At 50.9% G+C, this 23,142-nt stretch carries 20 protein-coding genes and 2 tRNA genes; 18 read left to right on the forward strand and 4 right to left on the reverse strand.

Features of this window, described 5'->3' with window-relative positions; translation table 11 throughout:
• The first annotated feature begins 406 nt into the window (after window positions 1–406).
• Window positions 407–880, forward strand: coding sequence for a transcription elongation factor GreA (greA, locus tag R2X38_RS24665; RefSeq protein ID WP_317524994.1), 474 nt, complete (start codon window positions 407–409; stop codon window positions 878–880).
• Between the two features lie 96 nt (window positions 881–976).
• Here the strand turns inward: greA and yhbY are convergent, their stop codons facing one another.
• Window positions 977–1,273, reverse strand: coding sequence for a ribosome assembly RNA-binding protein YhbY (gene yhbY / locus R2X38_RS24670; protein ID WP_107300350.1), 297 nt, complete (start codon window positions 1,271–1,273; stop codon window positions 977–979).
• Window positions 1,274–1,411: 138 nt separating this feature from the next.
• Between yhbY and rlmE the strand changes: the two genes are divergently transcribed.
• The 15 genes from rlmE to nlpI all read left to right on the forward strand — a co-directional run bounded on the left by rlmE (window position 1,412) and on the right by nlpI (window position 17,610).
• Entirely contained in the window at window positions 1,412–2,041 is a 630-nt protein-coding gene (rlmE, locus tag R2X38_RS24675; RefSeq protein ID WP_039469641.1) for a 23S rRNA (uridine(2552)-2'-O)-methyltransferase RlmE, read from the forward strand.
• A 49-nt stretch (window positions 2,042–2,090) separates the two neighbouring features.
• Window positions 2,091–4,067: an ATP-dependent zinc metalloprotease FtsH gene (gene ftsH / locus R2X38_RS24680; protein ID WP_317524995.1), complete on the forward strand. Its 1,977-nt coding sequence runs from the start codon at window positions 2,091–2,093 to the stop codon at window positions 4,065–4,067.
• A 126-nt stretch (window positions 4,068–4,193) separates the two neighbouring features.
• Complete coding sequence (gene folP / locus R2X38_RS24685) at window positions 4,194–5,033, forward strand: dihydropteroate synthase (RefSeq protein WP_317524996.1); 840 nt, start codon at window positions 4,194–4,196, stop codon at window positions 5,031–5,033.
• A gap of 46 nt (window positions 5,034–5,079) precedes the next feature.
• Window positions 5,080–6,417 (forward strand): phosphoglucosamine mutase, encoded by a 1,338-nt coding sequence (glmM, locus tag R2X38_RS24690; protein ID WP_317524997.1) that lies wholly within the window; start codon window positions 5,080–5,082, stop codon window positions 6,415–6,417.
• 197 nt (window positions 6,418–6,614) lie between these two features.
• A complete protein-coding gene (secG, locus tag R2X38_RS24695; protein ID WP_317524998.1) occupies window positions 6,615–6,947 on the forward strand; it encodes a preprotein translocase subunit SecG in 333 nt (110 codons plus the stop codon).
• Window positions 6,948–6,959: 12 nt separating this feature from the next.
• Window positions 6,960–7,044: transfer RNA gene (locus R2X38_RS24700), tRNA-Leu, on the forward strand.
• Between the two features lie 57 nt (window positions 7,045–7,101).
• Window positions 7,102–7,178 (forward strand) — tRNA-Met (locus R2X38_RS24705).
• 177 nt (window positions 7,179–7,355) lie between these two features.
• Complete coding sequence (rimP, locus tag R2X38_RS24710; RefSeq protein ID WP_317524999.1) at window positions 7,356–7,811, forward strand: ribosome maturation factor RimP; 456 nt, start codon at window positions 7,356–7,358, stop codon at window positions 7,809–7,811.
• Window positions 7,812–7,834: 23 nt separating this feature from the next.
• Window positions 7,835–9,322 carry a transcription termination factor NusA gene (gene nusA, locus R2X38_RS24715; protein ID WP_317525000.1) on the forward strand — a complete coding sequence of 496 codons (1,488 nt, stop codon included), beginning with the start codon at window positions 7,835–7,837 and terminating at the stop codon, window positions 9,320–9,322.
• 25 nt (window positions 9,323–9,347) lie between these two features.
• Window positions 9,348–12,107, forward strand: a complete 2,760-nt coding sequence (infB, locus tag R2X38_RS24720) for a translation initiation factor IF-2 (protein WP_317525001.1) — start codon at window positions 9,348–9,350, stop codon at window positions 12,105–12,107.
• 97 nt (window positions 12,108–12,204) lie between these two features.
• The gene (gene rbfA, locus R2X38_RS24725) at window positions 12,205–12,603 is read left to right on the forward strand and encodes a 30S ribosome-binding factor RbfA (protein WP_039469658.1); all 399 of its coding nucleotides are present in this window, start codon (window positions 12,205–12,207) and stop codon (window positions 12,601–12,603) included.
• 3 nt (window positions 12,604–12,606) lie between these two features.
• Window positions 12,607–13,551 (forward strand): tRNA pseudouridine(55) synthase TruB, encoded by a 945-nt coding sequence (gene truB / locus R2X38_RS24730; RefSeq protein ID WP_317525002.1) that lies wholly within the window; start codon window positions 12,607–12,609, stop codon window positions 13,549–13,551.
• A gap of 332 nt (window positions 13,552–13,883) precedes the next feature.
• Window positions 13,884–14,153 carry a 30S ribosomal protein S15 gene (gene rpsO / locus R2X38_RS24735; RefSeq protein ID WP_005369538.1) on the forward strand — a complete coding sequence of 90 codons (270 nt, stop codon included), beginning with the start codon at window positions 13,884–13,886 and terminating at the stop codon, window positions 14,151–14,153.
• 245 nt (window positions 14,154–14,398) lie between these two features.
• Window positions 14,399–16,522: a polyribonucleotide nucleotidyltransferase gene (gene pnp / locus R2X38_RS24740; RefSeq protein ID WP_317525003.1), complete on the forward strand. Its 2,124-nt coding sequence runs from the start codon at window positions 14,399–14,401 to the stop codon at window positions 16,520–16,522.
• A gap of 173 nt (window positions 16,523–16,695) precedes the next feature.
• Window positions 16,696–17,610 (forward strand): lipoprotein NlpI, encoded by a 915-nt coding sequence (nlpI, locus tag R2X38_RS24745; RefSeq protein WP_317525004.1) that lies wholly within the window; start codon window positions 16,696–16,698, stop codon window positions 17,608–17,610.
• A 113-nt stretch (window positions 17,611–17,723) separates the two neighbouring features.
• Here nlpI and R2X38_RS24750 read toward each other — a convergent pair whose 3' ends face one another.
• The 3 genes from R2X38_RS24750 to R2X38_RS24760 all read right to left on the reverse strand — a co-directional run bounded on the left by R2X38_RS24750 (window position 17,724) and on the right by R2X38_RS24760 (window position 21,807).
• Window positions 17,724–18,599, reverse strand: coding sequence for a U32 family peptidase (locus R2X38_RS24750; protein ID WP_317525005.1), 876 nt, complete (start codon window positions 18,597–18,599; stop codon window positions 17,724–17,726).
• 10 nt (window positions 18,600–18,609) lie between these two features.
• The gene (locus R2X38_RS24755; protein WP_317525006.1) at window positions 18,610–19,617 is read right to left on the reverse strand and encodes a peptidase U32 family protein; all 1,008 of its coding nucleotides are present in this window, start codon (window positions 19,615–19,617) and stop codon (window positions 18,610–18,612) included.
• Window positions 19,618–19,773: 156 nt separating this feature from the next.
• Complete coding sequence (locus tag R2X38_RS24760) at window positions 19,774–21,807, reverse strand: EAL domain-containing protein (RefSeq protein ID WP_317525007.1); 2,034 nt, start codon at window positions 21,805–21,807, stop codon at window positions 19,774–19,776.
• Between the two features lie 204 nt (window positions 21,808–22,011).
• Between R2X38_RS24760 and R2X38_RS24765 the strand changes: the two genes are divergently transcribed.
• Entirely contained in the window at window positions 22,012–22,533 is a 522-nt protein-coding gene (locus tag R2X38_RS24765; RefSeq protein ID WP_317525008.1) for an SCP2 domain-containing protein, read from the forward strand.
• Entirely contained in the window at window positions 22,523–23,026 is a 504-nt protein-coding gene (locus R2X38_RS24770) for an N-acetyltransferase (RefSeq protein WP_317525009.1), read from the forward strand. The genes R2X38_RS24765 and R2X38_RS24770 overlap by 11 nt, the downstream gene beginning before the upstream one ends.
• Window positions 23,027–23,142 lie beyond the last annotated feature (116 nt).

Below are 23,142 nucleotides of genomic sequence, written 5' to 3' on the forward strand. Positions count from 1 at the left end.
ATGATTTCCAAGTGAGCTGAGATGGTTAATGCATGAAATATCAGGTGGTTACTGGTGATCAAAAAAGTTCGCCGTTATGGGCGTTTTTTAGCTATTTTTAGGGTTCTCCTGTTGTACTTTTAGGTGGGATAAATTGTTTTATTGCGTGTTTTTGTGATCGTTGGCGCATAAATTTCAAACTGCATGCGCTAGGGCTATGGTTTGTGAAATTTTTATGATTTTCCGCTACTGTGATGGCGCTTGTAACCGAAAGTATGCCGTTGAATGAACAAGGGTGATCTCTTTGGCATCTTTGTTTAGAATGAAGTGTTCCCATTAGTAATCGCCTCGTCCGGCCAATCTGCCGGGCAGGCTTTGTTTTGCCTTTTATAGCAGTGGCTATACGGGCGTTGAGGTAATAAGAGTTATGGATAAGATTCCAATGACGGTACGCGGCGAGAAGCTGCTACGCGAAGAACTGGATGTATTGATGAAGCGTCGCCCGATCATTTCACAGGCCATTGGTGAAGCACGTGAGCTGGGTGACTTGAAAGAGAATGCGGAATACCACGCTGCCCGTGAAGAGCAGGGTATCTGTGAAGCGCAGATCCGTGATATCGAATACAAGCTGTCTGTCGCGCAGGTTATCGATGTGACTAAGATGCAAAATACTGGCAAGGTGATTTTCGGTACTACAGTGACGTTGATCGACGTGGATACTGATGATGAAGTGACCTACCAGATTGTTGGTGATGACGAAGCGGACATCAAAGCGGGCCGCATTTCAGTGAATTCACCGATTGCCCGTGGCCTTATTGGCAAAATGCAGGATGACGAAGTGACAATCACGACACCTGGTGGTGCTCGCGAGTTCGAAATTGCCGAAGTGGCTTACATTTAATCACACGAAATTGTTATTAAATGTATCAGTAAGGAATGGATCATGGCATTCCGTGCCATGATACAGACATAAAAAAGGCCGCAGCGGCGGCCTTTTTTATTTGCGCGGAAGCTCGATCTTGCGTTCTTCGCTCTGGCGGTACAGTACCAGTGTCTTACCGATAACCTGGACTTTCTCTGCCTTGGTTTCGCGAACAATTGCGTCAACGATCAAAACCTTGGTCTCGCGCTCTTCAGCAGCCACTTTAACCTTGATAAGCTCGTGGTGGTTAAGTGCCAGTTCAATCTCGGCAATCACGGCTTCAGTTAGGCCATTTGCGCCCATTAGGACAACTGGCTTTAGGTTGTGGGCAAGACCTTTAAGGTATTGCTTCTGCTTGGTGCTTAGATTCATGTCGGCTCTATTATTAAATTAGGGTTGAAAACCGCGTATTCTAACGCCATATAGTCTAGAAGACTAATTTGTTTAGTATACGCCATTTGTGGTGTTGCTGAGTATACTTGATAAGTACCCAAACTCATTAGGTAAATCATGAGTAAGAAAAAACATTCGGGCAGCTCTGGCCGATGGCTGAAAGAACATTTTGATGACAAGTATGTTCTAGAAGCGCAAAAAAAGGGCTACCGTTCCCGCGCGATTTTCAAAATCGAAGAAATCCAAAACAAAGACAAACTCCTGAAACCCGGTATGACGGTGGTTGACTTGGGAGCGGCTCCTGGAGGATGGTCTCAGTATGCTGCAGAGGTTGTTGGTGATGAGGGACAGGTGATTGCCTGTGACATCCTGCCAATGGACTCGCTGCCTGGTGTGAGCTTCCTGCAGGGAGATTTCCGTGAAGAAGCGGTGTTGGATGCACTGCTTGAGCGCATTCAGCCAGACATGGTTGATGTTGTTTTGTCGGACATGGCACCGAACATGAGTGGCAACTTGGCGTCAGATCAGCCTAGAGCTATGTATCTTGTTGAACTAGCATTAGATATGTGTAGGCAGGTACTTGCGCCCAATGGCAGCTTTGCGGTAAAAGTTTTCCAAGGTGAAGGCTTTGACCAATATCTGGCAGAAGTGCGTAGTATGTTTAAAGTGGTCAAAATTCGTAAGCCAGATTCGTCACGAGATCGTTCTCGTGAGGTATATATTGTAGCTACAGGTTACAAACTGTAGTACCCTAAATTCATCTATTAGTTATCGCGGGGTTAACACCTTGAGTGACATGGCAAAAAACTTGATTTTGTGGTTGGTCATCGCTGTGGTTCTGATGTCTGTATTCCAGAGCTTCGGTCCCGGTGATAGTGCTGGCCGTCAAGTCGACTATACAACCTTTGTCCGTGAAATCGGTCAGGATCAGATAAGGGAAGTGCGATTCAATGATCGTGAAATTACCGTATTCAAACGTGATAACACGCGATACGTCACTTATCTGCCTGTCGTTAACGACCAAAAGCTGTTAGACGATCTAATTAACGCTAACGTAAAGGTCATGGGTACTCCGCCTGAGGAGCCAAGCCTACTGGCCTCAATCTTTATCTCCTGGTTCCCGATGCTATTGCTCATCGGTGTCTGGATCTTCTTCATGCGCCAGATGCAGGGCGGCGGTGGCAAGGGTGCCATGTCGTTCGGTAAATCCAAGGCTCGCATGATGAGCGAAGACCAGATCAAAACAACCTTCGCTGATGTGGCCGGTTGTGATGAAGCCAAAGAAGACGTGAAAGAGCTGGTGGACTACCTGCGTGATCCAAGCCGCTTCCAGAAACTGGGCGGTAAGATCCCAACTGGTGTTCTAATGGTTGGTCCTCCTGGTACGGGTAAAACCCTATTGGCGAAAGCCATTGCTGGTGAAGCGAAAGTACCGTTCTTTACTATCTCAGGTTCTGATTTCGTCGAAATGTTCGTCGGTGTGGGTGCATCCCGTGTCCGTGACATGTTCGAGCAGGCAAAGAAAGCCGCGCCCTGTATCATCTTTATCGATGAGATCGATGCGGTAGGCCGTCAGCGTGGTGCTGGTGTCGGCGGTGGTCACGATGAGCGTGAGCAAACCTTGAACCAGATGCTGGTTGAGATGGATGGTTTCGAAGGCAACGAAGGTATTATCGTTATCGCCGCGACTAACCGTCCTGACGTACTGGATCCTGCGCTATTGCGCCCTGGTCGTTTCGACCGCCAGGTCGTGGTTGGCCTGCCAGACGTGCGTGGCCGTGAGCAAATCCTGAAAGTTCACATGCGCAAAGTGCCGCTAGACGGTGATGTGAGACCTGAGCTGATCGCTCGTGGTACGCCGGGCTTCTCTGGTGCTGATCTGGCGAACCTTGTTAACGAAGCGGCATTGTTTGCTGCCCGTGGCAACAAGCGCACTGTCTCTATGGTTGAGTTCGAACTGGCGAAAGACAAAATCATGATGGGCGCAGAGCGCAAATCGATGGTCATGACTGATGAGCAGAAAGAGTCAACCGCTTACCACGAAGCGGGACATGCGATTATCGGTCGCCTGGTACCGGATCACGATCCGGTGTACAAGGTATCGATTATTCCACGTGGCCGTGCGCTGGGTGTGACCATGTACCTGCCTGAGCAAGACCGTGTTAGCCACTCTCGTGAGTTCTTGGAGTCAATGATTTCAAGCCTGTACGGTGGTCGCTTGGCGGAAGAGCTGATCTACGGTATTAACAAAGTCTCTACCGGCGCATCCAACGATATCGAACGTGCGACAGATATCGCTCGTAAGATGGTGACCCAGTGGGGTTTCTCTGAGAAATTGGGCCCATTGCTGTACGCGGAAGATGAAGGCGAGGTTTTCCTTGGCCGTTCAGTAACGCAGAGCAAGCATATGTCTGACGATACGGCGAAGCTTATCGATAACGAAGTGCGTGCTATCATCGACCGCAACTACGAGCGTGCGCGTGAAATCCTTGAGCAAAACATGGATATCATGCATGCAATGAAAGATGCGCTAATGAAGTACGAAACGATCGACGCTGGCCAGATTGATGACTTGATGGAGCGCAAGACAGAGATCCGTGCACCGAAAGGCTGGGGTGACGAGAACGACACCCTGAAAGCGAGCGAAGCTGCAGCAGAGCAGCAGAGCGAGCAACAGGAAGCACCTGCTGAGCCAAAAGCAGAAACGCAACCTGAACAAGCGCCTGAAGCACAGCCTGTGCGGAACAAAGAAGACGACAAGCCGCAAGCTTAATCGTTAGAAGCTAATTAAAAACCCCGACCTTGTTCGGGGTTTTTTGCATCTATAACATCAATGGCAAACCACCAAACGTAAATTACCAAGCGCTATAACCTCCACAGATAGCCTAGGAGCAGGAAGTTGATCCTCAAGAGCAAATCAAAAACGCTAAATCTTTCCCGTCCCCACACCATGGGGATTTTGAACGTTACCCCGGACTCCTTTTCTGATGGTGGCCGCTTTAACCAAATGGATGCCGCCTTGCGCCATGCCGAGGAGATGCTGGCAGCTGGGACATCGATTCTGGATATCGGTGGCGAATCCACCCGCCCGGGAGCCGATGAAGTCTCACTCGAGCAAGAGCTTGACCGCGTGGTACCGGTTATCGAAGCCTTGCGCCAGCGTTTTGATTGCTGGATTTCGATTGATACCAGCAAAGCCAAAGTGATGACCGAGGCTGTCAGTGCTGGTGCTGATCTCATCAATGATATCCGTGCCCTGCAGGAGCCGGGCGCATTGCAGGCGGCAGCCGACGCCGGCGTGCCAATTTGTGTAATGCATATGCAAGGGCAACCGCGTACAATGCAGCATCAACCGTCATATCAAGATGTCATTGCCGATGTCGGTGACTTCTTGGCGGAACGAATTACTGCCTGTGAGCTAGTTGGGATCCCGCGTGAGCAGTTATTGCTCGATCCCGGCTATGGGTTTGGTAAGACCCTGGAGCACAATTACCAGTTGCTTGCTCACCTTGATGATTTCCATCGCTTCGGACTACCGCTGTTGGTTGGCATGTCGCGAAAGTCGATGGTATTCAAATTATTAAACAAACAACCAGCCGATTGCCTGGCTGGTAGCCTTGCCTGTGCCGCTATCGCAGCGATGAAAGGTGCCCAGATCATCCGGGTTCATGATGCGAAAGAGACGGTAGACGTCCTTAAGGTGTGCGAGATGACGCTGTCCCAGTCCCGGGATAAGTAACAGTTTCAGGCTAGGTCGAAATTAGAAAAGTTGCTAGGAGCAGAAAATGGCTGAGCGTAAGTACTTTGGTACCGACGGTATTCGTGGTTTGGTAGGTAAAGGCCCAATTACCCCGGATTTTGTATTGAAACTAGGTTGGGCTGCTGGTCGCGTGTTGTCCCAGCAGGGCACCAAAAAAGTGATCATTGGTAAAGATACCCGTATTTCCGGCTACATGCTGGAGTCGGCGTTGGAAGCAGGTTTGGCCGCTGCCGGCTTGCAGGCCGCATTCACTGGCCCGATGCCAACACCGGCAGTCGCGTACCTTACCCGTACTTTCCGCGCTGAAGCCGGTATCGTGATTTCGGCATCGCACAACCCGTATTATGACAATGGCATCAAGTTCTTCTCGTCGGAAGGGACCAAGCTGCCGGATGAGGTTGAACTGGCGATTGAAGCTGAACTGGACAAGCCGTTGACATGTGTCGAGTCGGCCATGCTGGGTAAGGCCTACCGTATCAATGATGCCGCCGGTCGTTACATTGAGTTCTGTAAGGGGACATTCCCGAGCAAGTATGACTTGGCGGGTTATAAGATCGTTGTCGACTGTGCCCACGGTGCGACCTACCACATTGCGCCTAGTGTGTTTAAAGAGCTCGGTGCTGAGGTGATCACTATCGGTTGTGAGCCGAATGGTACCAACATTAACGATAAAGTTGGTGCAACGGATGTGGCTGCCCTGCAGGCCAAAGTCCTGGAAGAGAAAGCAGACTTCGGTATTGCACTGGATGGTGATGGCGACCGCGTGATCATGGTCGATGAGGAAGGCAACAAAGTTGACGGCGACCAGATTGCCTATATTATTGCCCGCGATGCCTTGCGCCGTGGTGAGCTCAAAGGCGGTGTGGTTGGTACGCTGATGACCAACCTGGGCATGGAGAATGCCCTGAAAAACCTGGGTATCCCGTTTGTCCGCGCTAAAGTGGGTGACCGCTATGTGATGGAAGAGCTGAAGCAGCACGATTGGCTGATCGGTGCCGAGAACTCGGGCCACGTGATCCTGCTGGATAAAGTGACTACCGGCGACGGTATTGTGGCAGGCTTGCAGGTGATGGCATCGATAGTCGGTAGCAAGATGTCACTGAAAGAGTTGGCCGATGGTGTCACCATGTACCCGCAGGTACTGGAAAACGTCCGTTTTGCTGGTGAGTCTAACCCATTGGAATCAGACGCAGTTTTATCAGCAACCGCTGCTGTTGAAGCTAAACTTGGGGATAAGGGCCGTGTTTTGCTGCGTAAATCCGGCACTGAGCCTTTGATCCGCGTGATGGTTGAAGGTGAAGATGCTGCACTGGTCAAGGAGTCAGCCCTGCTGATTGCTGAAGCGGTGAAGGAAAGCTGCTGATTTTGTCCTAATTTCGACTAACCGGTGTCGGTTTTGCCTAAATCTTCGACAAGTAATTCAAGAAACAGAGTTTTCGAGGAAATTTTACTTGTCAGTGAAGATGGCTTTCGCTAGTATTCATTCCGCTCCTAATGGAAGGGGTGCGCTGGCACTGCTAAAGCAAAGCCGGCACAACAATTTAACCATAGGTGGAACCCATGTACGAAATTCTACTTGTGATTTATCTGTTGGCTGCGCTTGGTGTTATTGGCCTAGTTTTGGTTCAACAAGGTAAAGGCGCAGATATGGGAGCCTCATTTGGGGCTGGCGCATCAGGAACCCTGTTTGGCGCGAGCGGCTCTGGAAACTTCTTGACCCGAATGACCGCAATTTTTGCGACCATCTTTTTCGTTATCAGCTTGGTGCTTGGCAATATGAGCGCTAAAAAAGCAGGCGAAACCAGTGGTTGGGAAAACCTAAGCGCTCCGGCGACTGAGCAAGTTGTTGAGCCAACTCAGAATGCACCCGTTAACAGTGACATTCCTGAGTAAATAAAGAATTTAGCCGAGATGGTGAAATTGGTAGACACGCTAGCATGAGGTGCTAGTGCCGCAAGGTGTAGGGGTTCAAGTCCCCTTCTCGGCACCATTATTACTCGCTTGAAAGAGTGAGGTCTGGGCGATATAATCGCCGTCAGATTACGGACGCGGGGTGGAGCAGCTTGGTAGCTCGTCGGGCTCATAACCCGAAGGTCGTCGGTTCAAATCCGGCCCCCGCAACCACTTTCCGAAAAAACAGCTATTCTTAGTAAGGTTGTTTTTTCTATCACAGCGATATGCTGTGGTATCAGGGTCCAGTGATATTAAACCCCGTAATTCGGGGTTTTTTATTATCTGAAACATGACCATTCAGGTATCTACTGGGCTTTATAGCCCTTTTTTTGTTTCCGGGGGGTTGTCTTGACAGCTTTAGAGATGCAATTGACCGAACTGCTTGAGGCGCCGGTAACGGCGACAGGCTATGAACTTGTCGGTCTGGAATTTATCCGTGCAGGCGAACACTCAACACTGCGTGTATTTATCGATCACGAAAACGGTATCACCGTTGAAGATTGTGCCGAAGTTAGCCGCCAGGTAAGCGCGGTGATGGACGTTGAAGATCCAATCACTGTGGCCTACAACCTGGAGGTCTCTTCCCCTGGTCTAGAAAGGCCGCTATTTAAAGCCGCGCATTACCAGCAGTTTATTGGCCACGAGGTCAGCCTGGTGTTGAAAATGGCGATGGGCAACCGTCGCAAGTGGAAAGGTGATATCGTTGCCGTAGAAGGCGAGCTTGTCACATTAAATGTTGATGGCAATGAAGAAACATTTGCACTGAGCAATATTTCCAAGGCCAACCTGGTTCCAAAATTCTAACCGCTAAAATTGGGGCATTAGAAATGAACAAAGAAATCTTGGCTGTCGTTGAAGCGGTATCCAACGAAAAAGCTGTACCTCGTGAGCGCATCTTTGAAGCTCTAGAGATCGCATTGGCAACAGCGACGAAGAAAAAATACGAAGCGGAAATCGATGTACGTGTAGCTATCGACCGTAAAACTGGTGAATTCGAAACGTTCCGTCGTTGGAAGGCAGTAGAAGAAGTGACTCAGCCTACGCTTGAAATCACTTTGGAAGCGGCCAAGTTTGATGATGAAACTATCGAGCTTGACGGCTTCGTTGAAGACCAAATCGAATCAGTGACGTTTGACCGTATCACTACACAAACTGCGAAGCAGGTTATCGTTCAGAAAGTTCGTGAAGCCGAGCGTGCGCAGATCGTTGAGCAATTTATTGACAACGAAGGCGAGCTAATCACTGGCGTAGTGAAGAAAGTTAACCGCGATGCTGTTATCATTGACCTTGGTAACAATGCAGAAGCTGTTATCCAGCGTGACGACCAGTTGCCACGTGAAAACTTCCGCCCGGGTGACCGTGTACGTGGCCTGCTGTACAAAGTAGCGCCTGAAGCACGTGGTTTCCAATTGTTCATGACTCGCTCTAAGCCTGAAATGCTGTCAGAGCTGTTCCGCATCGAAGTGCCGGAAATCGGCGAAGAGATGATTGAACTGATGGGTGCGGCTCGTGATCCAGGTTCTCGTGCCAAGATTGCCGTTAAGACTAACGATAAGCGCATCGACCCTGTGGGTGCATGTGTTGGTATGCGTGGTGCACGTGTACAGGCCGTATCTGGCGAGCTAGGCGGTGAGCGTATCGATATTGTGCTGTGGGACGAAAACCCAGCTCAGTACGTGATCAACGCGATGGCACCGGCAGAAGTTAGCTCTATCATCGTTGATGAAGACAACCACACTATGGACATTGCTGTTGAGAAGGACAACCTTGCTCAGGCAATCGGCCGTAGTGGTCAGAACGTACGTCTAGCGTCTCAGCTAACTGGCTGGGAACTGAACGTAATGACTGTTGAAGATCTTCAGAAGAAGCACCAGGAAGAAGCCCAAGAGTCTATCGAAGTGTTCACTAAGCACCTAGATATCGACGAAGACTTCGCCACTGTATTGGTTGAAGAAGGTTTCACAACACTAGAAGAAATCGCCTACGTACCAGTAGCCGAGCTGATGGCTGTTGAAGGTCTGGATGAAGACACTGTTGAAGAGCTGCGTAACCGTGCGAAAGAAGCGCTAACCACGCTTGCCCTTGCTCAGGAAGAGTCTTTTGAAGGTGTTGAGCCTGCAGAAGACCTACTGGGTCTGGAAGGCTTGGAGCGTGAGCTTGCATTCAAACTGGCCGCTAAAGGCGTTGCAACGCTAGAAGATCTTGCTGACCAAGGTACTGACGATCTAATCGATATCGAAGGTATCGACGAAGCAAGAGCGGGTGAGCTGATCATGGCTGCTCGTAACATTTGCTGGTTCAGTGACGAAGCATAATATTTAATCGCAAGGGAGGAGCAGCATGTCAGAGGTTACAGTTAAAGCACTTGCCGAGGAAATCGGCACGCAGATTGACCGTTTGCTTCAACAGTTTGCCGATGCTGGTATCAGCAAGAAAGCTGAAGATAGCGTAAGCCAACAAGAAAAACAGAGTCTATTGGCCCACCTGAAGAAAGAACATGGTGGCGATAGCACATCTGGCGAGGCTCCTACACGCCTTACTTTGCAACGTAAGACCCGAAGCACCCTGAGTGTTTCGGGCTCTGGTGGCAAAAATAAAAGTGTTCAGGTAGAAGTGCGCAAAAAGCGCACCTACGTAAAGCGTTCTGCGCTTGAAGAAGAACAGCGTGCCGCGGAAGAAGCGAAGCGCCAGGCTGAAGAAGCAGCCCAGCGCGAAGCGGAACAAGCCGCTCAGCGAGCAGCCGAAGAAGCTGCCAAGCGTGAAGCAGAAGAGCTGGCAAAACGCGAGGCGGAAGAAGCTGCTAAGCGTGCTGCTGAAGAAAAGCGTTTAGCTGAAGAACAAGCTAAGCAAAATGCAGAACAGAATGCGGATCGCAATGCAGAGGAAAAGCAGCAGCGTGAAGCAGAGGAAAAGCGTTTGGCCGAAGAAAAAGCTAAACGCGCCGCCGCTGATGAACAGGCTAAGAAAGAAGCTGAGGCGCTACAACGTCGCCGGGAAGAGGAAGCCAAGCGTAAAGCCGAAGAAGAGAGTCAGCGTCAGCTAGAAGAGGCACGCAAAATGGCAGAAATGAATGAAAAGAACTGGTCAAAACCTGACCAGGAAAAAGGTAATATGGATAAAGCAGACTACCATACTACGACGTCTAGCTACGCTCGCGCAGCGGAAGACGAACAAGACCGTAAAGAAGAAGGCGGTCGCCGTCGCAAGAAGAAAAAAGCGGGTGCTAAGCAAGACGACCGCAATGCCAATGCTCGCGGTGGTCGTAACCAGCGTGGCCGCGGCAAGCAGCAGATGGCTAAGCCAACTTCTATGCAGCACGGCTTCGACAAAACAGCGACTGTTGCCAAGCAAGATGTTGTGATCGGCGAGACTATCGTTGTTTCTGAACTTGCTAACAAGATGTCTGTGAAAGGCGTTGAAGTTATCAAGGTGATGATGAAGATGGGTGCAATGGCAACCATCAACCAGGTTATCGACCAGGAAACTGCTGCGCTAGTAGCAGAAGAAATGGGTCACAAGGTTATCCTGCGTAAAGAAAACGAGCTGGAAGAAGCGGTACTGTCTGACCGTGACGAAAACCTAGCCGTTGTTCCTCGTGCGCCGGTGGTAACTATCATGGGTCACGTTGACCACGGTAAGACCTCTACCCTTGACTACATCCGTAAAGCACACGTTGCTTCTGGTGAAGCGGGCGGTATTACCCAGCACATCGGTGCATACCACGTTGAAACTGACAACGGTATGATCACCTTCCTAGATACTCCTGGACACGCCGCGTTTACCGCAATGCGTGCCCGTGGTGCTCAAGCGACAGATATCGTTGTTCTTGTTGTTGCTGCAGACGATGGCGTGATGCCACAGACTGTTGAGGCAATCCAGCACGCGAAAGCGGCAGGAGTTCCTCTGATCGTTGCTGTGAACAAGATCGATAAAGAAGATGCTAACCCAGATAACGTTAAGAATGAGCTAGCTCAGTACGACGTTATCCCTGAAGAGTGGGGCGGCGAGAACATCTTCGTTCACATCTCTGCGAAACAGGGTACCAATATCGATGGCCTACTTGAGTCTATCCTTCTACAGGCAGAAGTTCTTGAGCTGACTGCTGTTGCTGAAGGCATGGCGAAAGGTGTGGTTGTTGAATCTCGCCTAGACAAGGGCCGCGGTCCTGTTGCGACTGTTCTTGTTCAGGAAGGTACGCTACGCAAGGGCGACATCGTTCTTTGTGGCCTTGAGCACGGCCGTGTTCGTGCAATGCGCGATGAGGTTGGTAAAGAAATCGAGTCTGCCGGTCCTTCTATCCCAGTAGAGATCCTAGGTCTTTCTGGTGTGCCTTCTTCAGGTGACGAAGCGACTGTTGTTCGTGACGAGCGTAAAGCCCGTGAAGTAGCGCTTTACCGCCAAGGCAAGTTCCGTGATGTTAAACTGGCTCGCCAGCAGAAAGCGAAACTGGAAAACATGTTCTCTAACATGGCTGCCGGTGAAGTTGCTGAGCTGAACGTTGTACTGAAAGCTGACGTACAGGGCTCTGTTGAAGCGATTGCTGACTCACTACGCAAGCTGTCAACTGAAGAAGTTAAAGTTAACATCGTTGGTTCTGGTGTTGGTGGTATTACTGAAACTGACGCCGTACTTGCAGCAGCATCTAACGCTATCATCCTTGGCTTCAACGTTCGTGCTGATGCATCAGCTCGCCGTACTGTTGAGACTGAGAACCTTGACCTGCGCTACTACTCAATCATCTACCAGCTGATTGACGAAGTGAAAGCGGCGATGGGCGGTATGCTATCTCCTGAATTCAAGCAGGAAATCATTGGTCTGGCTGAAGTACGTGACGTGTTCAAGTCGCCTAAGATCGGTGCTATCGCCGGTTGTATGGTTACTGAAGGTACCATCAAGCGTAACAACCCAATCCGCGTACTGCGCGATAACGTTGTTATCTACGAAGGTGAGCTTGAGTCACTACGCCGCTTCAAAGACGACGTTCAAGAAGTTAAGAACGGCTACGAGTGTGGTATCGGCGTTAAGAACTACAACGATGTTCGTGTCGGCGACCAGATCGAAGTTTACGAAATCATCGAAGTTCAGCGTACCCTTGACTAATCATCAAGGTCTAACCTGCTCTAAGATATACATATAATCCATGGGGAGCTTCGGCTCCCCATTGTTTCAAGAGAGCTTTCTCTAAGAGAGGCAATGAATGTCTAAAGAATTTAGCCGCACCCAGCGTGTTGCGCAACAGCTTCAGAAGGAGCTGGCCGTGATCCTGCAGCGTGAGATCAAAGACTCGCGTATTGGCATGACCACCATTTCAAGTGTCGACGTTTCCCGCGATATGGGTTACGCGAAAGTATACGTAACGTTCCTGACTGTGGGCGAGCAGACGCCGGAAGGCAGCCTGGAAGCACTGCGCGAGATGGCACCTTACATCCGCTCACTGCTGGGCAAGCAGATCCGCCTGCGCGTTACCCCTGAGCTAAACTTCATCTTTGACAAGTCACTGACCGAAGGTATGCGTATCTCGACCCTAGTGTCTAAAGCAGTACGCGAAGATGAAGAGCGCCGTGGCGATGAGCCACAGGCAGAAGACGAGGAGTAATCCATGGCACGTCGTCGTAAGGGCCGTCCTATTGATGGTGTGATCCTGGTGGATAAGCCAACCGGGATCAGCTCGAATGATACGCTGCAGAAAGTAAAGCGCATCTTCTTTGCCCAGAAAGCCGGCCATACCGGTGCCTTGGATCCTTTAGCGACGGGCATGCTGCCGATTTGCTTTGGTGAAGCGACCAAGTTCTCCCAGTTCCTGCTGGATTCGGACAAGCGCTACCGGGTAATTGCCAAGCTGGGCGAGCGTACCGACACCTCGGACTCCGACGGTGAAGTGGTACAGACCCGCGAAGTCAAAGTCGACCGTGGTCAGCTCGAGCGCTGTATTGCCAAGTTCCGTGGTACCACCGACCAGATCCCGTCGATGTACTCGGCACTGAAGTACCAGGGCCGTAAGCTGTACGAATATGCCCGCGAGGGGATTGAAGTACCGCGTGAGTCACGCAAAATCACCGTTTACTCGGTCGAGTTGCTGCGCTTTAGCAACAACGAAGTGGAAATGGAACTGCATGTGTCGAAAGGCACCTACATCCGTACCATCGTTGATGATCTGGGTGAGATGCTAGGCTGCGGTGCCCACGTGACCTACCTGCGCCGTACCGGTGTTTCTAACTACCCGGTTGAGCGCATGGTAACCATCGAGCAGCTTGAAGCCTTGCTGGAGCAAGCCAAAGGGCAGGATATCGCGCCGTCTGAACTGCTTGACCCACTGCTATTGCCAATGGATACCGCCGTACAGGATCTGCCTGAGGTGAATATCATCCCGCAGATCGCCATCTATGTACGTAATGGCAACCCGGTCAATGCCGGCCGAGTTCCCGCCGAAGGGACCCAGGTGCGCATTACCGTCGGCGAGGAGCGTGAGTTCATCGGTGTCGGTGTCATCGACCGCGAAGGCATGCTGGCGCCAAAGCGAGTAGTGGTGAACGAGCAAGCTTAAAGAAGGCTAGTGGCTTGAGGCCATTGGCTCTTGGTTTAAGAAGAACAGGAGTACCTTTTTATGGTACTCCTGTTTTTGTTTGGGCTTATTAGATGTATTTTCTTGACTGAAGTTGGCGAGTCTCAAATCCTTGCATCGCCCATCGCCCATCGCCCATCGCCCATCGCCCATCGCCCATCGCCCATCGCCCATCGCCCATCGCCCATCGCCTTCTTTCCTACAAATTCTCTTGTAGTTATTTTGCGCTCCACGTATAATCCGCGGCTCGGGTGTCGGCTGAATCAGAGATTGGCTGGCACAAATTAGAAACATCTTTGTATTAGGAATGAGTTATGTCTCTGAATGCAGAAACTAAAGCAGCAATCGTTGCTGAATACGCGCAGTGCGAAAACGACACTGGTTCTCCTGAAGTTCAGGTTGCTTTGCTAACAGCACAGATCAACCACCTTCAAGGTCACTTTGCTAACCACAAACACGACCACCACAGCCGTCGCGGTCTACTACGCATGGTTTCTCGTCGTCGTAAGCTTCTAGACTACCTAAAAGGTAAGAACCTAGATCGCTACCAAGACCTAATCAAGCGTCTAGGCCTACGTCGCTAAGATTGCTTTGAGAAAGGAGCCTTATGGCTCCTTTCTTTTTATCACTGCACTTCATCGTTAATATCACGAGTCGTTTTCGTCGACCTTGAGGTCGCGGCTAATGACAGTTCTTCAAGTGTTGAGAATTATCATTAGTCGCGATACGTGAAATTGCGGTAAATTGCCCTTCATCACATGACGCTTTTCCTTGTGTCAGATATACTTAACGGCGCAAATAGAAAGCGGAATAATTTAAGGAAATTCACGTGAATCCTATCGTAAAGACTTTCCAGTACGGTAACCACACGGTTACCATCGAAACTGGTGTTATGGCGCGTCAGGCGACCGCTGCTGTTATGGTTAGCATGGACGATACATCTGTATTCGTTTCTGTGGTTGGTAAGAAAGAAGCTGTTGAAGGCCAAGACTTCTTCCCGCTAACGGTAAACTACCAAGAGCGTACTTACGCTGCAGGTAAAATCCCTGGTGGTTTCTTCAAGCGTGAAGGTCGTCCATCTGAAGGCGAAACACTGACAGCCCGTCTGATTGACCGTCCAATCCGTCCGCTATTCCCAGATGCATTCAAAAACGAAGTACAGGTTATCGCGACTGTGGTTTCTGTTAACCCAGACGTACAGCCAGACATCGTGACTATGATCGGTACTTCTGCTGCACTTGCTATCTCTGGTATCCCGTTCAACGGCCCAATCGGTGCAGCACGTGTTGGTTACATCAACGACCAGCTTGTACTGAACCCAAGCAACACTGAGCTTGAAGAAAGCAAGCTAGACCTAGTAGTTGCTGGTACTGAAAGCGCAGTACTGATGGTTGAGTCAGAAGCTGACCGCCTATCTGAAGAGCAGATGCTACAAGCTGTTGTTTACGGTCACGACCAGCAGCAAGTTGTTATCAACGCGATCAACGAGTTCGCTGCTGAAGTTGCCACTCCTGCATGGGAATGGGAAGCTCCAGCCGTTAACACTGAGCTGAAAGCACGTGTTGCTGAGCTTGCTGAAGCTCGTCTGACTGACGCTTACCAGATCACTGAAAAAATGGCGCGCTATGAGCAAGTAGGCGTTATCAAGAACGAAGCGGTTGAAGCGCTTCTAGCCCAAGACGAGACACTAGACGAGCGCGAAATCCGCGGCATGCTAGGTTCTCTAGAGAAGAACGTTGTACGTAGCCGCATCATCGCTGGCAACCCACGTATCGACGGCCGTGAGAAAGACATGGTTCGTGCGCTTGACGTACGTACTGGCGTACTTCCACGTACCCACGGTTCATCTCTGTTCACCCGTGGTGAAACTCAGGCTCTTGTCACTGCGACGCTAGGTACGCAGCGCGATGCTCAGATCATCGACGAGCTAACTGGTGAGCGTAAAGATCACTTCCTGCTACACTACAACTTCCCTCCATACTGTGTGGGTGAGACTGGCTTTGTAGGTTCACCTAAGCGTCGTGAAATCGGCCACGGTAAACTGGCTAAGCGTGGTATTGCTGCAGTCATGCCTTCTGTTGATGAGTTCCCATACACAGTACGTGTGGTATCGGAAATCACAGAATCTAACGGTTCTTCTTCAATGGCTTCTGTATGTGGTACGTCTCTTGCGCTTATGGACGCAGGTGTGCCAATCAAGGCATCTGTTGCGGGTATCGCAATGGGTCTTGTGAAAGAAGGCGATGACTTTGTTGTTCTTTCTGACATCCTGGGTGACGAAGACCACCTAGGTGACATGGACTTCAAAGTAGCGGGTACTGAAGACGGCATCACTGCACTGCAGATGGATATCAAGATCGAAGGTATCACCAAAGAAATCATGCAGATTGCACTGAACCAAGCAAAAGGCGCGCGTACGCATATCCTTAGCGTAATGGATGAAGCAATCAACGCACCTCGCGAAGAGATTTCTGAGTTCGCTCCTCGTATCCACACGCTGAAGATCAACCCAGAGAAGATCAAAGACGTGATCGGTAAAGGCGGTGCTGTTATCCGTGCACTGACTGAAGAAACGGGCACGACTATCGAAATCGAAGACGACGGTACAGTGAAGATCGCGGCGACCGAAGGTACAGCTGCGAAAGAAGCTATCCGCCGCATCGAAGAGATCACTGCTGACGTTGAAGTTGGCCGTATCTACACCGGTAAAGTAATGCGTATCGTTGACTTCGGTGCATTCGTTTCTGTGATTGGTGCGAAAGAAGGTCTTGTTCACATTTCTCAGATCTCTCAGGAGCGTATCGAGAAAGTGGCTGATCACCTAGAAATGGGTCAGGAAGTTAAGGTTAAGGTACTGGAAATCGACCGCCAGGGCCGTATCCGTCTGAGCATGAAAGAAGCACAGGCTGAACAGAACCCAGCACCGGCTGGCGAAGAGAAGCCAGAAGCATAAGGCTTTTTGCTAAAAGCATGATATAAAGGGGCTATTCAGCCCCTTTTTTTATTATATTGAGAGCTCACCGGAAAATCCCTCGCAATAATCGGCCCGGAGAACGCGGTGGCGTCTCTTATGGGCTACGATGGTATATGCTAGAGATAGACGTGTCTCACTCAGGGAGAACTGCATTGATTGCAAATAGGATAAAATTCGCGTGCCTGGCGCTGGTCTTGATATTGTCAGGCTGTTCAACACCCAAATCCCAATGGACCCAGCCGCCGATGGCTGTGCCGTTCCAGCCGACTATCCAGCAACAAATCCAGTTGGCGAGGATCGATCAACTGCTTCAGCGTGACGATCTGGATAACGAAACTTTAGCTCAGGTGTATTACGAGCGTGGCCTGCTGCACGATAGTCTTGGGTTGCGTGATCTGGCTCGCTTGGACTTCAACCAGTCGCTTTCTCTCAAACCAAACCAACCTGATGTCTTTAATATTCTTGGGGTTTACTTTACCCAGGGTGCCCATTTTGATGCGGCCTATGAAGCGTTTGATTCCACCCTTGAACTGAATGTCCGTCACCCATTTGCCCAGCGTAACCGTGGTATCGCCCTGTACTACGGCGGTCGCTACGATTTGGCGCTCGAAGATCTCAATGCCCACTACCAGCAGAACATTAATGATCCTTACCGGGTCATTTGGTTGTATCTGACCGAGCTTGAGCAAGACCCTGAGACAGCTGCCGAGAAACTACGTAACCGCTACAATGCGGCCACAGACAATAACGACTGGGGCTGGCAGATTGTCCGTTTGTACCTGGAAGATGTCAGCGAGTCTGAATTCCTGCGCCAGATTGCCACAGAAAGTGAAGATAACGATGTGTTGGCCGAGCGTTTGACCGAAGCGTATTTCTATTTGGGCAAGCGTTACCATCACAACAAGGATTTCTCGTCAGCCTTGATGCTCTACAAGCTGACGCTTTCCGGCAATGTGTATGAGTTTGTCGAGCACCGCTTTGCCCTGCTTGAGCTAAACCGTCTGATGGCTGAAGTCAGTATCAACCAGCCGATCACCCCTCCAGCCGAACCGGCGGAAGAAGTGTAAGCTCGCTGCATATTCGGACTCGCTTCATAACATTCGAAATAGATGAACACAAGCCGCGGTCATCCGCGGCTTTTCTCGTCTGGAGCTGTTATGGCATACAAATAACGGTTGGCTTACTCGATGTTGAGGCCCGCCAGGTTGTGCCAGTAGCCGTTGCAGTGGTGACCGCCTTCCAGCCGGTGCTGGTGCTCGCCATGTTGGTTGGCACGGAAGGTATCGACCAGTGAAAGGGTGTCGATACCGAGTGGGCTGAGGCGTACCACGTCTACCAAACCCGCCATTCCCGGCTGATCGTTGATCAGGTTGTAGCAGTAACCGGACTGGGTCTGAATGCCATTAAGGGTAAAGACTTTCTGCTCTTCCTGGCTGTTGACGGTGATCCCGGTTGGGTACTTGATACAGCAGGTTTCGCAGTCATCCTTGGCACGGTCTTCGGCACGGGCGGTAAAGCAGCGGGCCGAGTAGGCCAGAGGTAGGTAGCCGTAGCTGAAGACTTCGGTTTCGAACTTGTCGCGGATCCCCATTTGTTCACACTCGTTGGCGACGTTTTGCAGCCACTGGCGTGACAGTTCAACCGGCATACACCAGCGGATCATGCCCTTTTTCAAAAACAAGTTTAGGGTCTGGGCGTTGTAGCAGTTCACCGCCGGACCAACCACAAATGGCACCTTGTTCTCGTGCGCCAGCTGGATAGCTGAGACATCGTTGGCTTCAATCGCGAAATCGCCGTTATCAATGTACTTTTTCATCACATTGACTTCGCTAGGTGCTTCGAGCAGCGCCATGGTCGACAGTACCACCTGCTTGCCACTGGCCGACAACTCTTTGGCAATATCGAACCAATGGGCTGGTTTCATCTCGCGGCGCTTGGAGCAGACGGTTTCACCCAGGTAGATAATATCGGTGTTGGCGTCTTTGGCTTGCTGGTAGAACGCCTCGACATCCATTTTTGGCCAGAAGTACAGCAGGGGGCCAAGTGAGTATTTCATTGCTGGCTCCTTATTGCCATTTGCGGTGGTAGGCACCGAGGGTGGTTTGTTTGCCTTCCGATACGTTACCGAGGCAGGCATTCCAGGCTGGGTCTACGCTGTAGTTTTCCGGTGAGGCCTGGTAGCGGTCAATGGCTGCACGCCAGGTACGGGTAACCTGTTCGACATAGGCAGGGCTACGCTGGCGGCCTTCGATTTTCACTGAAGAAATATTGGCCTTGAACAGCTCAGGCAAGATTTCCAGCGTATTGAGGCTGGTTGGCTCTTCCAGAGCGTGGTAGCGACGATCTTCACCGTCGAGGTTAACGTCGAAACGGCCCTTGCACAGCGTCGGGTAACCGGCATTCTCACCATGGGCATAGCGGTCGATCAGCACCTCGTTGAGACGAGACTCCAAGCCGGTTGGTGTTTCCTGCCAGCGGACGAACTTGGCCGGCGAGCAGGCACCGACGGTATTCGGTGACTCACCTGTCATGTAAGACGACAAATAGCAGCGACCCTCCGACATAATGCACAAGCTGCCGAAGGCGAACACTTCCAGTTCGACATCGGTATTGCGAGCCAGCTGTTTGACCTGGTGGATAGACAATACCCGAGGCAGTACCACTCGCTTGACATTGAAGTTCTGGCGGTAGAAATCAATGGCGGCGGTATTGGTCGCCGAGGCCTGCACCGACAGGTGAAGCTCGAGATCCGGGTACTTGGTGGCGGCATATTCCAATACCGCGATGTCGGCAACAATCAGCGCATCGACACCCATGGCGGCGGCATTGTCGACTGCATTGCGCCAGCGGTCGAAGCCATCCGGGTGGGCAAAGGTATTGAGGGCAACATGCAGTTTACGGTCGTGGTCACGTACGTACTGCACGGCTTTTTCGAGTTTACGTCCTGTAAAGTTTAAACCTGCAAAGTGGCGCGCATTGGTATCGTCTTTGAAACCGATATAAACCGCGTCGGCGCCGTTATCAATGGCAGTCTTAAGCGCGGGTAAGTTGCCCGCGGGGCAGAGTAGCTCCATATTATTTTTATCTACCAGTGTGAAAATAAAGTCATAGAAGCAAATAGTAGGGGGCGGGCTGCCCCCGTGTTTTGATGTCAGGCAGGTTTTGTTGATTTAGGACAACTTATTTTCCACTTTTGTGTAGCTCTAGATTCATTATTGGTAGCGATTCACCTAATGGTGATTATGCTTGTGAAGCGTGGCTTCGAGCTCATTTTTCGGCAGTGGCTTGTAGAAGTGGAAGCCCTGTATCGCATTGCAATCGAGGTTGGACAGCAGGGTGGCTTGCTGGCGGGTTTCGACACCTTCGGCGACCACGCTCATGTTGAGCGACTTTCCTAGGTTGATGATGTTCTCTATCAAGGTCAGCTGCTTGGGAACCTCTTCGATATCCTTGATAAAGGCGCGGTCTATTTTGAGCTCGTCGAGCGGGAAGCGGGCGAGATAGGACAGTGACGAGTAGCCGGTACCGAAATCGTCGATGGAGAGCGAGAAACCGAGTTTCTTGATGGCGTTGAGCATCTGGATGGTATGTTCACCATCGCTCATTACCGCACTTTCGGTGAGCTCGAACGTAATATCGTTGGGGTTGACCCCGGTTGCTTTTCGCAGCTTATCGACAAACTGGATCAGGTTGGGATTACCAAACTGCTGTGGTGATAGGTTGATGGCGACCTTGCCGGGCAGCAGACCCTGGGTTTTCCAGTAACGGACCGTAGTAAAGACTTCACGCATGACGACCTGACCTAGTTGCTCGATCAGCCCGGATCGCTCGGCAACAGGAATAAACTGGGCCGGGCTGATATAGCCTTCGACTGGGTGTTTCCAGCGGACCAGTGCCTCGGCACCGTTGATGGAGAAGTCGCGGGCGCTGACTTTGGGTTGGTACCACACATCAAGCCCGTTGTTCTGCAACGCCTTTTGCAACTCGATTTCAAGCCACAGCTGCATCCGTGCTTCCTTGTTCATCTCTTCACTGAACTTGACGGCACGGTTGCGGCCACGGTTTTTGGCCTCATACATGGCGGTGTCGGCATTTTGCAGCAGGATACGGGCATCATTGCCGTCCCCGGGGTATTGCACCATACCGATTGAGCAGGCCAGGTGCTTGCTGAAATGGTGCAGGTCGAACGGTTGGTTGATCAGGGCTATGACCTGCTCTGCGATCAGGCTGCCTTGTTGTTCGTGCGCAGGGTTGGGCAGTAATATCGTGAACTCATCCCCGCTGAGGTGGCCGATAATGGCATCGTCAGGCAACAGTCGTCTCAAGCGCTGGGAGATCTCCTGCAGTACCTGATCACCGATATGGTGCCCCAATGAATCATTGATATTTTTAAAGTTATCAATATCGAGGTACAGCATCACCAAGGGAATTTGCTGATTGATCAATTGCTCCAGCTGGCGGCTGGTGCCGTGGCGGTTAAGAAGCCCGGTCAGCGGATCGATATGAATCGATGATTCGCTCTTCTGTGGTTTGGCGACCGTCGGTGAATAAGATTTGAGGATCACCAACTGGGCCGAAGCACCCAGTAACTCGATCGGCGAGGTGGAGAGCTGCAACGTTTGCTGCTGCGGGCAGTGGCGGCTGGTTTGGCATAACCAGGCTTCGCCTGGTTGATGTAAGGCCAGCTGGGCCCGGGTTACAGGTTGTTGCTGGTTATCGACGACCAGTTTGCTGAACGCCTTGCCTTTCAGATCGTTGGGATGCTCAAATCCAAGCAGCTGGGCGGCTTTGTCGTTGGCAGAAATCACCGTATCGTCCTCGACAATACAGCTGCCGTCGTGCATCAGTTTGTTGAGGGTTTGCAGGTGATTTTCATGCTCTTGGATGGCGTTGGTCAGAATCTGGCGCTCGGAGGTATCGACACAGTGCAGCACAATATGAGTGATCTTCTCGCCTTCGCTACGGAGCGGGGAGAGGCTGAAGTGCATGCTGGTATCATGGTGGTTGTCATCGAGGATGACTTCGCTCTCCAGCGTTTCACCTTTCAGGGCCCGTTCATAGAAGGGGCGCATCGAGTGATAGAAGGATTTGCCAAGGGTGTCGACATCACTGAGGCCGATCAGCTCGTCACGGCTCAGGCCGCTGAGTTCGCAGTATCGGTTGTTAACCATTAAATATTTGTGTTGATGATCCAAGACAGCAAATAAAAACGGGCTGTGATCAGTCAGGAGGGGAAACCAATGGTTAAGTTGCTCTGTCGGCATGATCTTGGGTTACTTTTCCGTAAGTTACTGCCATCCAGCTGCGAGGAGGCAGGTGGGTTTGCAATCACTATATCTAGGTCATTGTCACAATACCAAACTTTAGCTGAACAAAGCTGTATTTTTTGACTCAAGGCATAAAAATACTGCCTAGTCTTGCCATACAATCACTAATTATATGCGACCGACTACAGGAAAATTTATTCAGTGATTGCTCAACTTAGAAAACAACTGGTACAGAATGGCCCGGCCCTATTGCGTGTTCCTGCCAAACTGGCGCCTTTTCCTTTGCAAAAGAAAGTGATGCTTGATGGTTTGGCCATGGTATTCAAGGAAGCACTGGAAGATGGCGACTTTGAGTTTTTGGAAGATCGCTGGCTGAAAGTGGAAGTGCGTGATTTGGATCTACGCTGGTATATCAGTTACCAGAATGAGCAATTGGTGGTGGCAGAGCACGTTGAGCAGGAAGATGTTAGCTTCAGCGGTGAGTGTAACGATCTGGTATTAATTGCCGCTCGCAAGGAAGATCCTGATACACTGTTCTTCCAACGTCGTCTTCGTATCGAAGGGGATACCGAACTTGGCTTGGAAGTGAAGAACCTGATGGACAGCATCGATTTGGACTCACTTCCAGCGCCAGTTAAATTTGTACTGCACCAGTCGGCGGACTTCATCCACAAGGGTATGCAGTCTGCATCTGGGCAAGAAGAGGTCATGAATGCTCATTAGATCTGAGGCTCCGGCCGATATTATCCCGATCGACAACCTGCTGAAGACGGTGTTTGACACCGAGGCCGAAGCCGAGTTGGTCATGCGGTTGCGGGAAAATGGTAAGCGCACCCTATCGCTGGTCGCATGCAATGATGAGGGTGAGCTGGTTGGCCACTTGTTTTTCAGTCCGGTGATGCTCGATGGTGAGGATCATAACTGGCAGGGATTGGCACCGATGGCAATCAAGCCGGAGTATCAGCGTCAGGGTATTGGCCTTGCCATGCTGGAAGAAGCCAAGCAGACTCTGGCAGAGCTTGGTTATCCGGTCATCGTGGTGCTGGGCCACCCTGAGTATTACCCGAAAGTGGGTTTTGCGCCTGCGGCCCCTCAAGGGATCCAATGTTCGTGGCCGGCACCGGAAGACGCTTTCATGGTATTGGAGGTCGTTCCCGGTGCGATCGGTGAAAAGAGCGGCATGATCAGCTATAGCGAAGAGTTCAACGCGCTGTAAATAGTCGTCTAAAACGAGTTTCATTAAAATACCACCGCAAGGTTAACACCGATCAGTTAAGCCATTGATCAGTTGAATGATCCTACGGTTGAGTGAAAATACCCTCAGACATTAAG

The organism is Photobacterium rosenbergii, from assembly GCF_033022775.1.
GTDB lineage: Bacteria > Pseudomonadota > Gammaproteobacteria > Enterobacterales > Vibrionaceae > Photobacterium > Photobacterium rosenbergii_A.

Coding starts and splice junctions, on each gene's coding strand:
- rbfA (WP_039469658.1), top strand. CDS start 12,205: ATGTCTAAAGAATTTAGCCGCACCCAGCGTGTTGCGCAACAGCTTCAG.
- nusA (WP_317525000.1), top strand. CDS start 7,835: ATGAACAAAGAAATCTTGGCTGTCGTTGAAGCGGTATCCAACGAAAAA.
- truB (WP_317525002.1), top strand. CDS start 12,607: ATGGCACGTCGTCGTAAGGGCCGTCCTATTGATGGTGTGATCCTGGTG.
- R2X38_RS24750 (WP_317525005.1), bottom strand. CDS start 18,599: ATGAAATACTCACTTGGCCCCCTGCTGTACTTCTGGCCAAAAATGGAT.
- secG (WP_317524998.1), top strand. CDS start 6,615: ATGTACGAAATTCTACTTGTGATTTATCTGTTGGCTGCGCTTGGTGTT.
- glmM (WP_317524997.1), top strand. CDS start 5,080: ATGGCTGAGCGTAAGTACTTTGGTACCGACGGTATTCGTGGTTTGGTA.
- rlmE (WP_039469641.1), top strand. CDS start 1,412: ATGAGTAAGAAAAAACATTCGGGCAGCTCTGGCCGATGGCTGAAAGAA.
- rpsO (WP_005369538.1), top strand. CDS start 13,884: ATGTCTCTGAATGCAGAAACTAAAGCAGCAATCGTTGCTGAATACGCG.
- infB (WP_317525001.1), top strand. CDS start 9,348: ATGTCAGAGGTTACAGTTAAAGCACTTGCCGAGGAAATCGGCACGCAG.
- greA (WP_317524994.1), top strand. CDS start 407: ATGGATAAGATTCCAATGACGGTACGCGGCGAGAAGCTGCTACGCGAA.
- yhbY (WP_107300350.1), bottom strand. CDS start 1,273: ATGAATCTAAGCACCAAGCAGAAGCAATACCTTAAAGGTCTTGCCCAC.
- R2X38_RS24770 (WP_317525009.1), top strand. CDS start 22,523: ATGCTCATTAGATCTGAGGCTCCGGCCGATATTATCCCGATCGACAAC.
- ftsH (WP_317524995.1), top strand. CDS start 2,091: ATGGCAAAAAACTTGATTTTGTGGTTGGTCATCGCTGTGGTTCTGATG.
- R2X38_RS24755 (WP_317525006.1), bottom strand. CDS start 19,617: ATGGAGCTACTCTGCCCCGCGGGCAACTTACCCGCGCTTAAGACTGCC.
- R2X38_RS24760 (WP_317525007.1), bottom strand. CDS start 21,807: ATGCCGACAGAGCAACTTAACCATTGGTTTCCCCTCCTGACTGATCAC.